General features: G+C 71.3%; 14 protein-coding genes. 4 read left to right on the forward strand and 10 right to left on the reverse strand.

Going from position 1 to position 15216, the window contains the following annotated elements:
• Positions 1-16: 16 nt before the first annotated feature.
• Positions 17-568: a GNAT family N-acetyltransferase gene (locus tag ABZ780_RS11265; RefSeq protein ID WP_357485687.1), complete on the reverse strand. Its 552-nt coding sequence runs from the start codon at positions 566-568 to the stop codon at positions 17-19.
• A 51-nt stretch (positions 569-619) separates the two neighbouring features.
• Here ABZ780_RS11265 and ABZ780_RS11270 point away from each other — a divergent pair, with 51 nt between their 5' ends.
• A complete protein-coding gene (locus tag ABZ780_RS11270) occupies positions 620-1450 on the forward strand; it encodes a YhjD/YihY/BrkB family envelope integrity protein (RefSeq protein WP_357485689.1) in 831 nt (276 codons plus the stop codon).
• Positions 1451-1484: 34 nt separating this feature from the next.
• Positions 1485-3080 (forward strand): NAD(P)/FAD-dependent oxidoreductase, encoded by a 1596-nt coding sequence (locus ABZ780_RS11275; protein WP_357485690.1) that lies wholly within the window; start codon positions 1485-1487, stop codon positions 3078-3080.
• Positions 3081-3188: 108 nt separating this feature from the next.
• Here the strand turns inward: ABZ780_RS11275 and ABZ780_RS11280 are convergent, their stop codons facing one another.
• Complete coding sequence (locus ABZ780_RS11280; protein WP_357011575.1) at positions 3189-4769, reverse strand: Rieske 2Fe-2S domain-containing protein; 1581 nt, start codon at positions 4767-4769, stop codon at positions 3189-3191.
• 198 nt (positions 4770-4967) lie between these two features.
• On the opposite strand from ABZ780_RS11280, the gene ABZ780_RS11285 reads away from it, so the two are divergent.
• Positions 4968-5189: a DUF2631 domain-containing protein gene (locus ABZ780_RS11285; RefSeq protein ID WP_357011573.1), complete on the forward strand. Its 222-nt coding sequence runs from the start codon at positions 4968-4970 to the stop codon at positions 5187-5189.
• An 88-nt stretch (positions 5190-5277) separates the two neighbouring features.
• Here the strand turns inward: ABZ780_RS11285 and ABZ780_RS11290 are convergent, their stop codons facing one another.
• From ABZ780_RS11290 to ABZ780_RS11325, 8 genes are all read right to left on the reverse strand, one after another.
• Positions 5278-6459 carry a DivIVA domain-containing protein gene (locus ABZ780_RS11290; RefSeq protein WP_357011571.1) on the reverse strand — a complete coding sequence of 394 codons (1182 nt, stop codon included), beginning with the start codon at positions 6457-6459 and terminating at the stop codon, positions 5278-5280.
• 31 nt (positions 6460-6490) lie between these two features.
• A complete protein-coding gene (rlmN, locus tag ABZ780_RS11295) occupies positions 6491-7648 on the reverse strand; it encodes a 23S rRNA (adenine(2503)-C(2))-methyltransferase RlmN (protein ID WP_357485692.1) in 1158 nt (385 codons plus the stop codon).
• A 104-nt stretch (positions 7649-7752) separates the two neighbouring features.
• Positions 7753-9219, reverse strand: coding sequence for a phosphatidate cytidylyltransferase (locus tag ABZ780_RS11300; RefSeq protein ID WP_357485694.1), 1467 nt, complete (start codon positions 9217-9219; stop codon positions 7753-7755).
• Positions 9220-9618: 399 nt separating this feature from the next.
• The gene (gene frr, locus ABZ780_RS11305) at positions 9619-10176 is read right to left on the reverse strand and encodes a ribosome recycling factor (RefSeq protein WP_088946658.1); all 558 of its coding nucleotides are present in this window, start codon (positions 10174-10176) and stop codon (positions 9619-9621) included.
• An 84-nt stretch (positions 10177-10260) separates the two neighbouring features.
• Complete coding sequence (gene pyrH, locus ABZ780_RS11310) at positions 10261-11028, reverse strand: UMP kinase (protein ID WP_110562390.1); 768 nt, start codon at positions 11026-11028, stop codon at positions 10261-10263.
• A 159-nt stretch (positions 11029-11187) separates the two neighbouring features.
• On the reverse strand, positions 11188-12015 hold the full coding sequence (tsf, locus tag ABZ780_RS11315; RefSeq protein ID WP_357011565.1) for a translation elongation factor Ts: 828 nt from the start codon (positions 12013-12015) through the stop codon (positions 11188-11190).
• A gap of 135 nt (positions 12016-12150) precedes the next feature.
• A complete protein-coding gene (gene rpsB / locus ABZ780_RS11320) occupies positions 12151-13056 on the reverse strand; it encodes a 30S ribosomal protein S2 (protein WP_357011563.1) in 906 nt (301 codons plus the stop codon).
• 358 nt (positions 13057-13414) lie between these two features.
• Positions 13415-14611, reverse strand: a complete 1197-nt coding sequence (locus ABZ780_RS11325) for a hypothetical protein (protein ID WP_357485695.1) — start codon at positions 14609-14611, stop codon at positions 13415-13417.
• A gap of 206 nt (positions 14612-14817) precedes the next feature.
• Between ABZ780_RS11325 and ABZ780_RS11330 the strand changes: the two genes are divergently transcribed.
• Positions 14818-15177, forward strand: a complete 360-nt coding sequence (locus ABZ780_RS11330; protein ID WP_357011559.1) for a YraN family protein — start codon at positions 14818-14820, stop codon at positions 15175-15177.
• Positions 15178-15216: the final 39 nt, after the last annotated feature.

Here is a 15216-nt window from a genome sequence, read left to right on the forward strand (position 1 = left end):
CGACCCGCCGGAGTGCTCAGACGCCCGGCGCCGCCAGGACGAAGGTCTCCACCTCCTCACCGCCGTACCAGTCGGTGCGCCGGCCCACGTGCGTCATGCCGAGTCGTCGGCACACCGCCATCGACGGCTCGTTGCCCGGCGACACGACCGCGTAGACCCGCTGCGTGCCGGTGGCGAACTCCCGTGCCACGACCGCGCGTGCCGCCTCGGTGGCGTACCCGTGGCCCCACGAATCCGGGTGCAGGTGCCAGCCCACCTCGATGTCGTCGGAACGCACCGCCTCGTCCCGCCCCGGCAGTGGCTTGAGCAGTACCGTGCCCGCCACCAGGCCGGTGTCACGCGCCTCGATCGCCCAGGTGCCGTACCGGCCGTGGTCGGCGGCGTGCCGGTCCTGCCACGACCGCAGCCGTTCGGCGGCCTGAGCCGGGTCGGTCATCGGCAGCCCGGACGCCACGCCCAGCCAGCGGGCGATCTCGGGACGGGAGTAGATGTCGTAGATGCGGGCCAGGTCGGCCGGGTCGGCGGTCCAGTCGCGCAGGATCAGGCGTTCGGTGGTGACAATCGTCATGGCGGGCGATCTTAATGAGTGACGTACGCCCCGGCAGGGAAAGAGATCGCGATGGGTAGCGGATGGCAGCGGGCGAAGCGGATCACCAGCGCCGCGTTCCGTCCCCTGCGCGGACGGGACCTGTCGCTGCACGCCGCCGCGATCACCTTCTACGGTGCGATCGCCGTGGTGCCCGTGGCGTTGCTCGCCATCTGGCTCACCTCGCTGATCGCCGGAGCCGACCGGGTACGCCGGCTCACCTCGTACGCCGTCGAGGCCCTGCCCACCGCGATCGGCGCACCCCGGGCGGTGGAGGCGCTCGTCAACGCCGGGGTGGAATTGACCCCGCTGCTGGCGCTGGCCTCACTGCTGCCCGCATCGCTGTACGGCGAGGGGCTCCGCCGGGCGTTCGTCTCAGTGGCAGCGCCCCGCACCGATGAGAACCTGGTCGGCTGGCGGGGCCGGTTGCTGTTGCTGCCGCTGCTCGCGCCGGCCCCCGCGCTACTGCTGTCGATCCTGCTGGCGCTGCCGCTCACCACCCGCCTCGTCCGGCAGGGCGGCTGGGCCGGCGCGCTGGGTGTGGTGCTGTCGTTCCTGGCGGTCTGGCTGGTGCTCACGCCGGTGGTGGTGTGGGTGTTCCGGGTGGTCGGGCCGGCCTCGCCGGACTGGCTCTCCACGCTCGGGATCGGCTCGTTCACGGCGGCGAACCTGTCCGGCTTCATGCACGGCTTCGTGCTCTTCGCCTCGCTCCCGCTGGACCTGGGCGTGCCGTTCGGCGGCTTCGACGAGATCGGCGCGGGCGTCGCCGTCCTCCTCTGGCTCTACCTGTTCCACGTGATCGTCCTGGCCGGTTACTCCGCCACCCTGGCCCTCTCGCAGTGGCGAGCCAAGCGCACGAGCTGATCAGGCCGGGCGGCTCCGACTAGGCTCCCGCAGCATGAGCAGTGAACTTCCCGGACGCGCCGACGTCGTGATCGTCGGCGCCGGGCACAACGGCCTGGTCTCCGCCATCCTGTTGGCCCGCGCCGGCCTGGACGTGCTGGTGCTGGAGGCGTCCGACGTGATCGGCGGCGCGGCCCGCACCGAGAACCCGTTCCCGAAGGTGCCGGGGCTGCGTCACTCCACCGGGTCGTACCTGCTCGGGTTGATGCCCCCGGAACTGCTCGCCACGCTCGACGTGCGGATCCCGGTGCTGCGCCGCGACCCGCACTACTTCCTGCCCACACCGGGCGGCCTCGGCTCGCCGTACCTGCTGTTCGGCAGTGACACCGCCGCGACCCGGGCGCAGCTCGCCGAGTTCTTCTCCCCGGCCGACGTGGCCGCCGACGACGCCATGCAGGCCGAGTTGGCCGCGCTGCGCGAGGATCTCGCCCCGGCGTGGCTCGCCGAGCCGCTGACCGCCGAGGAGACCGCCGAGCGGCACGTCCGCCCGGCGCTGCGGCAGGTCTTCGTCGACCTGGTCCGGGGCTCGGTCGCGGACTACCTGGCCCGGTTCGAGTTCCGCTCCGAACTGCTGATCAGCATGTACGCCGTCACCGACGGGCTCTCCGGCCTCAACGCCGGCCCGGACGACCCCGGCACGGGCCACAACTTCCTGGTGCACAACATGTGCAGGCTCCCCGGCTCCGGCGGCACCTGGATGATCGCCGAAGGCGGAATGGGCACCGTCTCCGCGACGTTCGCCGGGGCCGCACGCGCCGCCGGGGCAACAATCCTGACGGGTACGCCGGTGAGCGCCGTGACTGTTGACGGCGGCGCGGTGAGCGGTGTCGTACTGGCCGACGGCCGGCAGGTCACCGCCCCGGTGGTGCTCGGCGCGTGTGACCCGTACCGGCTGATGGACCTGGTGCCCGACGGCGCGCTGCCGGCGGCGCTCGGCGAACGGATGGCGGCGGTCCGCCGCCCCGGCACCACGTTGAAGCTCAACCTGGCGCTGGCCGGGCTGCCCCGGTTCTCCTGCCTGCCGCCCGACGCGCCGAGCCCGTTCGGCTCGACCATCCACCTGCTGCCCGGCTCCGCGTCGCTGGTCGGTGGGGAGGCCGCCTCACCGATGACCGCGCTGCGGGCCATGTGGGCGGACGTGCAGGCCGGCCGACTGCCGGCGGAGCCCACCATCGAGTGGTACCTGCACACCACCGTCGACCCGTCGCTCTCTGACGCCGCCGGACACCACTCGTCGGCGCTGTTCGTGCAGTCGGTCCCCTACGAACTGGCCGGCACCACCTGGGACGCGGAGCTGCCCGGCTACGTGGACCGGCTCATCGAGATCGTCGAGCGGTACGCCCCCGGCACCGGCGACCTGATCGCCGACGCGGTGCCACTGACCCCGCCCGGCATCGAGGCGCACTTCGGCATCACCGGCGGGCACATCCACCACGTCGACAACACCGTCTCGTTCACCGACCGGATGCCCTACGCCACCGGCATCGACGGCCTGTACGCCGGCAGCGCCGGCTGCCACCCCGCCGGCAGCGTCATCGGCGCCGCCGGCCACAACGCCGCCCGCCGCATCCTGGCCGACCTCCCGAGCTAGCCCCCGCCCCACCCCCCGCGCGATCTTGCACTTTCGGTCGCACTTCTGGGGCATATACCCTTTTCGCCCCGGCAGGAAGTGCAAGATCGCCGGGGATGGGGTGCGGGGTTAGCTCTGGGTTTTGGCGGCTGGGGCTGGGGTTTCTGCGTCTACTCGGTGTGCTCGCACCTTGTGGCCGACGCTGGTTAGACAACGGCCGCTGGGCAGGTCGAAGCGCCAGCCGTGCAGCTGGCAGGTGAGCTGGTCACCCTCGACGATGCCGAACCGGGTCAGGTCGGCCTTCAGGTGCGGGCAGCGGCGCTGCACCACCCAGTCGCCCAACGTGATGTCCTCGGCGTCGGTGCTGCGCTCGTGCTCGTCGTACCAGCCTTCCGCGTACTGGAGCCGCTCCTCGGAGAGGCACTTGAAGAACGCGTAGACGAACTCGTTGTACTGGCCGATCCGGGCCGCCGAGAAGCGGCAGGAGAGGAAGAGCGAGTTGACCCAGTCCACCTCGTCGATGAACAGCAGGTGCTCGATCAGCGACCGCTCGGTACGGAACCGGTAGCGGACCTTCTCGTCCGCGTACGGCCGGACCTCCTTGCCCGGGAAGTCCACCACGATCGACTCGACGCTCTCCCCGTCGTAGCCGACGAGGTCGAAGCGCACCGGACCGCCGACACCCTTGGCCAGGTAGATCGACTCTTCGAGCAGCGGCTCGATCCGGCTCTTCATCTGGCCGAGGACATCCACCTCGGGGTGCCGCCAGGACGCTTTCTCCGCCTCGATGACGGGCCGCTTGCGCTCCCGCATCTCCTCCAGGTGGGCGACCTTGTTCGCGAAGAACTCGTCGACCGGCACCGGGTGGGTGGTGGTCGCGCCCTCGGTGGTGACCTCGGTGACGCTGCCGGGCAGCAGCACGATGCCGTTGGTGCCGCCGACCTTGGCGTACTCGGTCAGGAAGACCGACTGGTCGGGGAAGATGTTGCCCTCGTCGTCGTGGATGTCGTTGAACTGCCACAGCGCGTCATCGAGGAAGCACGGCGGGCCGGCGATCGGGAAGACGTGGTCGGCCTTCAGGTCGTCGATGTAGCGCCAGGTCCGGTCGAACTGCCGGTCGCGCTTCTGCTTGCCGAACGCGGTCTTCGCCGCCTGCGGCAGTTCGTAGACCATCGGGTACCAGATCGCACCGGAGAACTGGAGCATGTGCGCGTGCACGTGCCCCAGCTCGGCGAAGACGCTCAGGTCGGTCGGCCGGGCGTCGTTCTGGTTGAGCAGCCGCACCCCGTCGTACTCCACCCAGAGCGACGAGTCGCCGATCGGGCCGTCGGTGGGGCTGGTGAGCGCCTGGATCATGATCTTGAGGCCGCCGGGCAGCTCGACGACCTGCTCGTTCGGCGCCTTGAGGAACTTCGTGAAGCCCAACTCCCGGAACTCGTCCTCCATCTCGGAGGTGGGGAACTCGGGGAGCAGGACCGTGGCGTCCTTGGAGATGAAGTCCCGCAGGTGCTTGGCGTCGAAGTGGTCCCGGTGCAGGTGGGAGACGTAGAGGTAGTCGACCTGGCCCAGAGTCTCCCAGTCGAGCAGCGAGTTGTCCGGGAAGGGGAACCAGGAGGCGAAGTACGCAGGATTGACCCACGGGTCGCACAGGATGCTGCCCGCAGCCGTGTCGATCCGCATGCTGGCGTGCCCAGTTCCGGTCACTCGCACCGCACAGTCCCCCTCAAACAGACAATCAGGTGTACGCCAAACGCTACCGGAGCAAGTCTGACGCCCGCCCAGTGACGCCCGTAGTGCCATCAGTCCCTGATCGACCGGGCCGGGCGACCAGGAAACCCCCACCGCGTCGCCCCGGGCAGGAGGCGTGCCAGACTAACCAAAGATCCGATCGCGAGGGAAGGACCGACAGTGGCAGGAAGCGAGCCGGTAACGTCGCCAGACCAGCACAAGCCCGGGCACCGGAAGTCCGGGCGAATCGGCGCGGTGCTGACCGCGCTGGTGCTGCTGGCGATGATCTGCGGCAACCACGAGGGCAGGGTCGAGGACATCTGGCTGGTCGGCCTGGCCGCGCTGCTGCTGATCATCGTGATCGGCGACGCCGTACTGCGGCGCAACGGCCTGCGCTCCTGACCCGACCGGCCGCCGGACGACCGGCTGACGACGCCGAGGGCCCGCCCCCACCCGGGGGACGGGCCCTCGTCCGTACGCGTCGTCGGCGTCAGCGCCCGAAGAGGATGTCCTGGACGTCCTTGAGCGCGGCGTCGACCTCGGCCTCGAAGTAGCCGCCGGGCACCAGGCCGAACCGGAGCGTGTCGAGGTCCTTCGGGTTGACCGGCATCGGGTTGCGGCCCTGCATTCCACCGAGCAGGCTGTCGAAGAACCGGTCCACCTGGTCCGGGTCGTACCCGCTGCCGAAGCGGCGCACCTGGAAGCTGCGGCGGATCTGGTCGACCCGGTACAGGTCGCTGCCGGGCGGGCCGGCCATCGGCGGGCCACCCATCGGCGGGCCGGCGACGGCGGGCGGACCGGCCATCGGCGGGCCACCCATGCCCTGCTGCGGCATCGGGGGCGGGCCGGCCGGGCCACGACGCATGTCGCGCAGCTCCCGCTCGGGCATCCGGATCTCGGCGGTCATGTCGGCGCGACCGTGCCGACCGGCCTCGAAGCCGTCGAAGCGCGGCTCCTCCGGCGGGTAGCCGCCGGGCGTGCGCTGGTCGTCCGGCGGGCCGTAGCCACCCGGCATCCGCTGGTCATCGGGAGGGCCGTAGCCACCCGGCATCCGCTGGTCGTCCGGCGGGCCGTAGCCACCGGGCATCCGCTGGTCATCGGGAGGGCCGTAGCCACCGGGGCCGGCGGGCAGGCCACGCGGCGGGACACCACCATGCCCACCCATCGGACCGCCAGGACCCATCTGGCCGGGGCCACCCGGGCCGCGCGGCGCGTCGTACCCGCCGCGGGGGTTGTCGTAACCGCCAGCGAAGGCGCCCGTCGGCTCGTCGTAGCGGCCGTAGCGATCGGCGGGCGGCCCGGACTGCGCCGGCATCGGCCGGGGAGGCAGGGGCTGCATGCCGCGGTCGTCGCGCATCGGCGGACCCATCCGGTCCGGCGGGCCCAACCGGTCAGCCATCCGGGGGTCGCCACCGCGCCCGGCGCTGGTGCGCTCCTCCAGCTCGGCCAACTGCCGCTCGACCCGGTCCAGGTGCAGGTCGACCTGCCACTCGTCATAGCCGTTGAACCGGACCCGGAAGACGACGTCGTGGACCTCCTGGGAGGCCACCGGCGCGCCGACCTGACGGCCGTCGAGCGTCGCCTCGACCCGGTCGAGGAAGGCATCCACCTCGTCGACCTTGTATCCCCGGCGGAGCGCCTTGCGCCGGAAACGCTGACCCTGACTCGCCACTATGTCTCCTGGTCTCGTTCGCCACGCCCGGTCACGCCGGTGCCTCTCCGGCGCGGTCGGTGTTGGTGTCGGTGTCCTCGGCGGCGGCGAGCTGGCCACACGCGCCGTCGATCTCACGACCTCGGGTGTCCCGCACGGTGGTGGACACCCCGGCGTCGCGCAACCGCCGGACGAACTCCCGCTCGACCGGCTTCGAGCTCGCGTCCCAGCGGCTGCCCGGCGTCGGATTGAGCGGAATGAGGTTCACGTGCGCCAACTTGCCGGCCAGCAGCCGCCCGAGCAGATCGGCTCGCCACGGCTGGTCGTTCACGTCCTTGATCATTGCGTACTCGATCGACACGCGGCGGCCCGTCCGCGCGGCGTAGTCCCACGCTGCGTCCAGCACCTCGGCAACCTTCCAGCGCTGGTTTACCGGCACGAGTTCGTCGCGCAGATCATCATCGGGGGCGTGCAACGACAACGCAAGGGTCACAGAGAGGTCTTCGCTGGCCAGTCGGCGGATGGCCGGGACCAGGCCGACCGTGGAAACGGTGATGTGCCGCTGCGACAGGCCCAGACCCTCCGGGGCGGGGCTGACCAGCCGGCGGATCGCCGCGATCACCCGGTTGTAGTTGGCCAGTGGCTCGCCCATGCCCATGAAGACGACGTGCGACAGCCGCGACGGTGAGCCGGCGACCGCGCCGGAGGCCGCCACACCGGCCAGGTAGACCGCCTGGTCGACGATCTCGGCCGTGGACAGGTTGCGGGTGAGCCCAGCCTGCCCGGTGGCGCAGAACGGGCAGGCCATGCCGCAACCCGCCTGGCTGGAGATACAGACCGTGACACGGTCCGGGTAGCCCATCAGCACGCTCTCCACCAGCGCGCCGTCGTGCAGCCGCCAGAGCGCCTTGCGGGTCGCGCCGTCGTCACAGGCCAGCTCGCGCACCGGGTTGAGCAGCGTGGGGAGCAGCTGGCCGGCCAGCCGTTCCCGGCTCGCCGCCGGCAGGTCGGTCATCTCCTGCGGGTCGCGGACCAGCCGCCCGAAGTAGTGGTTGGAGACCTGCCGGGCGCGGAACGCGGGCTCACCCAGCTCGGTGACCAGCGCCTGGCGGCCGGCCAGGTCCAGGTCGGCAAGGTGCTGGGGCGGCATGGAGGCTCGGCGTGCGGCGGCGGCGTCCGAGAGGGCGGGGATCAACGGCAGGCTCGTCATGGCTGGTCCAGTGTGTCACGCCATCGGCCGCGGACACCCGTCCGGAGGTCCCGAAGCCGACCCGGCCGACGGATCGAGAGGGTCGGACCGCCGTGATCCATGCCTCACCCCACCACCGGCACGAAGACCACCAGCAACAGGTACGCGGTGGGCAGCGCGAACAGGATCGAGTCCAGCCGGTCCATCAGGCCACCGTGCCCGGGCAGCAGGTTGCTCATGTCCTTGACGCCGAGGTCCCGCTTGATCATCGACTCGGCGAGGTCACCGAGGACCGCCGCACCGGAGACAGCCACCCCGAACAGGGCACCCCACCAGGGCGCCACGTCGAGCAGCAGCCACAGCAGCAGGGCGCTGCCCAGCGCCGCCGCCGTGACCGAGCCGGCGAACCCTTCCCAGGACTTCTTCGGGCTGATCGACGGCGCCATCGGGTGGCGGCCGAAGGAGACACCGGCCGCGTACCCACCCGTGTCGGACAGGACCACCGCGACCAGCGTCGCCAGGATGCGCAGCGGCCCGTCGTCGGGGGACGCCGCCAGCAGCGCAGCGAACCCACCGAGGAACGGCACGTAGACCGCGATCAGGGTCGCCGCGGTCAGATCCCGTTGGAAGCCGGCCGGACCGTCACCCAACCGCCAGATCATCGTACCCAGGACGGTGACCAGCAGACCCAGGCTGAGCGCATCGGGGCCGGCGAACCACGCCAGGCCGATGGTCAGCACGCCACCGGCGACCAACGGCACCAGCGGCGGGTGCGCGCCACTGCGTCGGACCGCCCGGGTCATCTCCCAGATGCCGACAGCGACGGCGGCGGCGACCACCACGAGGAACGCCTGGGGGTAGAAGACCAGCGGCACCACGATCAGCGCGCCGAGGCTGAGCCCGACCCCGATGGCCGCCGGCAAATTCCGGCCGGCGCGCCCGGTGCCCACCTGCTGGGTGGCCGGTCGGTCGGCGCTGGCCCGCCGTCGGCCCTTCGACCGTCGACCGGCCGGCGGCTCCGGGTCGGTCACCGGGCCCGGGTCCAGGTCCGGCGCGAGTTCGGCCCCGATCGGCGCGAGCTGGGCGGTCGGATAATCGGCGTCATCGTCGTAGCGGACCGGACCGTCACGGTCGTCGTACCGCACGGGACCGCCAGGTTCGTCGTAGCGAACCGGACCGTCACGGTCGTCGTACCGAACCGGACCGTCACGGTCGTCGTAACGGACCGGACCGTCGGGTTCGTCGTAGCGGACCGGGCCGTCGGCTGTTGGCGGGCGGTCGTCGTACCGGCCGGAGCGGCTCCGGTCGTCGAACCGGTCGGCCTGGTTCCGGTCGCCCTCGTGCCGGTCCCGGTCGTCGAAGCGGCCCCGGTCGTCCGCGCGGGCTGCCCGCCCGCGCTCGTCGTACGGGCCTGCCGGGTGCGGCTCGACGTCGGGGCGGGTGCGTGGCTCGGCGTACAGCTCGGGGCCGGCGGCCGGACCGCGGCTCCACTGGCCCGCCTCAAGCTCCTGCTCGGGCCAGGGCAGGGCCACCCGGCGGTCCGGTCGGTCCCAGCCGCGAGGCTCGCCTGTGTAGGGGTCGGGGTGGGACATCACGCACCGCGACGCGGCACGAGAACCACCACATGACGCAAGACCACAAGCATCCCCTACAAGCGCGATGTTCCTCTGATTGACCGCCCCGACGGTCGGTCGATCCCCGGTGTTCACCGCCCGGTGGCCGGGAATCCTGACGAGCCTACTGCACACGCCGCCGGGGCGAGGCGGACGAGGGCCTCGGCCATTTCACCACGCTCGGCGAGCGGTGCGACACCAGCCCAGGCTCGGCTGCCCGGCGGCCGGCGGCCGATCCACGCCGGCCGTCGATCCACCGGCGCCGATCCGAACGGGAGGTCGGGGCCAGGGCCTCTCCCCACATGTCGCTGGACGGCACGAGGCCCGGCCCCGGATCAGGGTCGGGCCTCGCGTCGACTGCGCAGCGGCGGTGGGTCCTCAGACCTCCAGCAGCTCGGTCTCCTTGTGCTTGACCAGGTCGTCGATACTGGCGACGTAGCGCTGGGTCAGGTCGTCCAGTTCCTTCTCGGCGCGCCGGCCGTCGTCCTCGCCGGCCTCGCCGTCCTTGACGATCCGGTCCAGCTCCTCCTTGCCACGGCGGCGGACGTTGCGGATCGCCACCTTGGCCTCCTCGCCCTTGTGCCGAGCCACCTTGATCATGTCGCGGCGGCGTTCCTCGGTCATCTGCGGGAGCAGGATGCGCAGCTGGTTGCCCTCGTTGTTCGGGTTCACCCCGAGGTCCGAGTCACGGATCGCCTTCTCCATCGCGTTGATCTGCGAGTTGTCGTACGGCTTGATGATGGCCATCCGCGGCTCGGGGACCGCGATGGACGCCATCTGCGTCAGCGGAGTGGGCGTGCCGTAGTAGTCGATGATGACCTTGGAGAACATGGCGGCGTTGGCGCGACCGGTACGGATGGCGCCGAACTCCTCCTTGGCGTGCTCGACCGCACGCTCCATTTTCTCCTCGGCCTCGAGGAGGGTGTCGTCGATCACCGGTCTCCTCGCCTCCTTCTGTGCTCGTCGTGGGCTGCTGAAAGTCGTCAGACCGCCGTTGCCGGCGCCCCGGTGGGGCGAGGATCAGGCGGTGATCAGGGTGCCGATCTTGTCGCCACCCACCGCGCGGATGATGGTGTCGTCACCCTGCGCACCGAAGACCAGCATCGGCAGGCCGTTCTCCATGCAGAGGCTGAACGCCGCCGCGTCGGCCACCCGCAGGTTGCGGCGCAGCACCTCGGAGAAGGTGATCGAGTCGAGCTTGCTGGCGGTGGGGTCGATCCGCGGGTCGGCGGTGTAGACGCCGTCCACGCCGTTCTTGCTCATCAGCACCACGTCGGCCCGGATCTCCAGCGCCCGCTGGGCGGCCACGGTGTCGGTGGAGAAGTACGGCATGCCGGCGCCGGCGCCGAAGATGACCACACGGCCCTTCTCCAGGTGCCGGATCGCCCGCAGCGGGATGTACGGCTCGGCGACCTGGGCCATCGTGATGGCACTCTGCACCCGGGTCTCGATGCCCTCCTTCTCCAGGAAGTCCTGGAGGGCGAGGCAGTTCATCACGGTGCCGAGCATGCCCATGTAGTCGGCGCGGGCCCGGTCCATCCCACGCTTCTGCAACTCCGCGCCGCGGAAGAAGTTGCCGCCGCCAACCACCACGGAGACCTGCACACCACGGCGGACCACGGTGGCGATCTGCCGGGCGATCGCCTGGACGACGTCCGGGTCGACGCCGATCGCGCCACCGCCGAACACCTCACCGGAAAGCTTCAGCACCACCCGGCGGGCACGACCGGGCGGCGGCGCCGTCGGATCGTCCATCGCCAGCGTCCGGTCACTCACAACCTGCGTCATCCGCCCCGCCTTCCCCACCGCACGCCCCGTGCGTGCGTTACCGCGAACCTGCCGCTGACGACCCTATGTGACGAGGAGGCCGCGGTGCCTGTCACGTACACCGGCGGCCTCCTCGTCGACGTCTCCTGCCCACGGGCGCCCACGGCGCCCGGTGGCGGCTCAGGCCTGGCCGACCTCGAACCGCACGAAGCTGGTGACCTCGATGCCAGCCTCGGCCAGCATCTGCTTCACCGACTTCTTGTTGTCGGCCACCGACGCCTGATCGATCAGGACGTAGTCCTTGAAGAAGGAGTTCACCCGACCCTCGATGATCTTCGGCAGGGCCGCCTCGGGCTTGTTCTCCTCGCGGGCGGTCTGCTCGGCGATGCGCCGCTCGGACTCGACGACCTCGGCCGGAACCTCGTCCCGGGTGAGGTACTTCGGCCGCATCGCGGCGATCTGCATGGCCACACCACGGGCGTCAGCGTCGCCCGCCTCATCGGTCTTGCCGGTGTACGACACCAGCACACCAACGGCCGGCGGCAGGTCCTGGGCCTTGCGGTGCAGGTAGACGGCGATGGTGCCCTCGACCCGGGCGAACCGGTTGAGCACCAGCTTCTCGCCGATCTTGGCGGACTGCTCCTGGATCAGGTCCGCGACGACCTTGCCGTCGAGCTCGGTGGCGAGCAGCTCCTCGGCGGTGTTCACACCGGCGCGCTCACCGTGCTCGACCAGCTGCTGGGCCAGCGCGATGAACGACTCGGTCTTGGCGACGAAGTCGGTCTCGCAGTTGAGCTCGAGCAGCGCCTTGCCGGAGTGGGCGACCAGGCCGTTGGCGGCCGTACGGCCGGCCCGCTTGCCGACGTCCTTGGCGCCCTTGACGCGCAGGATCTCGATGGCCTTGTCGAAGTCGCCCTCGGCCTCGGTCAGCGCCTTCTTGCTGTCCATCATGCCGGCGCCGGTGAGGTCGCGGAGCTTCTTGACGTCCGCGGCGGTGATTTGGGACATGGCTCTCTCTTCGATGTTGAGGCGGCGTGTGGATGGTCAGAGGTGCCGGTTACCCGGATCCGGGCGGTTCGTGCCCGGCGTACCGCCGCTGCCCCGCCGTTTCGGAAAACGGACGGCGGGGCAGCGACGGTGCGGTCACTCCGCGGTCGCGGCCGCCGGCTGCTCGGTGGCGGCCTGCGCCGGCTGCTCGGCCGGGGCGGCGGGCTGCTCGGCGGCGGCAGCGGCGGGCTGCTCGGCCGGGGCGGCCGACTCGTCGGCCTTCTTCGGCTCGAGAAGCTCGCGCTCCCACTCGGTCAGCGGCTCGTCGGTCGCGACACCCTCGGGCTTTTCGTCGGCGCCCCGGCGACGGCCGGAACGGGCGATCAGACCGTCCGCGACGGCGGCGGCGACGACCTTGGTCAGCAGCTCGGCCGAGCGGATCGCGTCGTCGTTACCCGGGATCGGGAAGTCGACCTCGTCCGGGTCACAGTTGGTGTCCAGCACCGCGATCACCGGGATGCCCAGCTTGCGGGCCTCGTCGACGGCGATGTGCTCCTTCTTGGTGTCGACGATCCAGACCGCGGCCGGCAGCTTCTGCATGTCCCGCAGACCACCGAGGGTGCGGGTCAGCTTGATCTTCTCGCGGGAGAGCTGCAGGGTCTCCTTCTTGGTGTAACCGGCGGCGGTGCCGCTGAGGTCACCCAGAGCCTCCAGCTCCTTCATCCGCTGGAGCCGCTTGTACACCGTCTGGAAGTTGGTCAGCATGCCACCGAGCCAGCGGTGGTTGACGTACGGCTGACCGACCCGGGTCGCCTGCTCGGCGATGGCCTCCTGGGCCTGCTTCTTGGTGCCGACGAAGAGGATGCTGCCACCCTCGGCGACGGTCCCACGCACGAACTCGTACGCCTTCTCGATGTACTCGAGGGTCTGGCGCAGGTCGATGATGTAGATGCCGTTGCGCTCGGTCATGATGAAGCGCTTCATCTTCGGGTTCCAGCGCCGGGTCTGGTGCCCGAAGTGGACACCGCTCTCCAGCAGCTGGCGCATGGTCACGACGGCCATGGTTGGGGTACTCCTCAAGGTCCCTGGTTGTCACGCCCGGCCGGTGGCCGGGCGTCCTGGCGCCTGGTCGCCGGCCCATGGTGGACCCGATCAAGATCGGGACCAGGGAGGCCGTCGCCCCACGACGATTCGTGGAGAGGGCGCGCGAGGTCGACCGCACGAGGCGGTCGCCAGTTGGCCAGTGTACGCCCCTCACCCGCTCTGCGGCCCTCGGGTGCTGCACCGCCACTCCCCGCCTGATTGCGCCAGTCACGGGGAAGATCGCGCTAGTTCATGGAAATAGTGGCCTCCGGGTCACCGGAGGCCACTATTTCCTGGTTGTCGCGTGCATCATCGGCCGCGACGGGCGGGCTGCGGGTCAGCCGGCGGCGAGCGCCGCGGCGAGGAAGAGGCCCAGGCCGACCGTCAGATAGGCAGTCGGGGGGCGCAGCCAGCCCCGTCCGCCGTCGGAAAGCGCCAAACCTCCGGTACGCAGCCCGTACAGCCCGATCGCGAAGATCGGCAGCCCGGCGACCAGGGCAATGCCCACCACCACGTTCCCGGAGTCCACCGGATCACCTGTCACGCCCGCCAGCAGCACCCGCAGCGCGGGGACTTCGAAGATCAACACCAGCAGGGCGAAGAGTACGGCCAACACCGGCCGGCGGGTCCGATAGACGCCGTCGGCGGCCGGCGGATACACCGACGGCTCGCCCGCCGGCAGCCCACCCCGAGGGCTGATCGGGGTCATCGGGCCGGTCGGCATCTCCAGCGGGTGCGGCGAGTCGCCGCCCCGGGTCGGCTCGACGATCGGGTACCCGCCCAGTGGTGCCGGGCGAGCCTGGTCGGCGAGCACACCCACCGCCGGGTCGCCCGCGGGCGCCACCTCGCGTGCGGCCTCGTCGCGACCCGCGGTAAGCGGCGCGCCAGTCGCGGTCGACTCCCGAGCAGCCCGGCGTCCGGGCAGCTCGCCGGAGACCTCCGAGGGGTCCCGGTCCGCCCGCCGCGATCGGGTGGCCCGGTAACCATCCGCGTCCGGCCGGGCGTCACCGAGCGGGTCGACCGCTGCGAAGCGCCCGGACTCCCCCTCGGGCGTACCGAACCGCCCAGCCTGCGCATCCACGGCCCCGAATCGTCCGGAGTCGGCCTCGGGCGAACCGAACCGCCCGCCCTGCGCCTCGAAGCGACCGGAGTCAGGTTCCGCCGGGGCGAAGCGGGCGGCATCCACGGCCCCGAAGCGACCCGAGTCAGCCTCCGCAGTGCCGAACCGCCCAGCCTGCGCCTCGACAGCCCCGAAGCGACCCGAGTCAGCCTCCGCAGTGCCGAAGCGAGCGCCGTCCACCGCGCCCAAGCGCCCGGAGCTCGGCTCGCCGAGCCGGTCGGGCACCGCCGCGAACCGGCCGGACTCGCTCTCGCCGGAGCGATCCGTCTCGGTGCCCCGCTGCTCGGGAACCTCGCTGTCGCGGTATCGCGGTTCGCCCGCGCCACGCCACTCCGACTCGCCGTAGCCGCGCCCCCGCTCGTCGGAATACCAGCGCGGCTCCTGGTCTTCGGGGAAACTCCGTCGTCCGTCCACGTCCGGCACCGTATGCGACAGGCTGCGCCGACGCCATTTCAGGCCCACCCGTTGAGTGGTCGCCCACCAGCCCGGACACGTCCTCGACGATGCTCCCGTAGCACGCGATGGACATGATCGTCCGGTTGTCCACAGGACACCCGTCGTCCACAGGCGACAGCCTTCGGGGTCGCGGCGTTCCTGTCTCGGCGGGCACCGTGCCGGCCATGACGAAGCGGAACCAGGCAGTCGGCGCGTACGGCGAGCGTTGCGCCGCCCAGCACCTGACCGAGGCGGGGCTGCGCCCCATCGCCCGGAACTGGCGCTGCCCGGAGGGGGAGATCGACATCATCGCCTGGGACGGGCCGGTGCTCGCCTTCTGCGAGGTGAAGACCCGTCGGGGCGACGCCTTCGGCACCCCGGCGGAGGCCGTCGTACCGGCCAAGGCCCGCCGGCTGCGCGGGCTCGCCGCGCGCTGGCTGGCCGAGACCGGGACGACCGCAGACGAGGTGCGGTTCGACGTGCTCTCGGTGCGGTTGCCCGACGCCGGCCCGGCCCGGGTCGACCACCTCAAGGGTGCGTTCTGAGATGCGCGCCGCGCGGGACCAGGCCGGCGGTGACGTGCC

The sequence above is a fragment of the Micromonospora sp. NPDC047467 genome (genome assembly GCF_040643095.1).
GTDB lineage: Bacteria > Actinomycetota > Actinomycetes > Mycobacteriales > Micromonosporaceae > Micromonospora.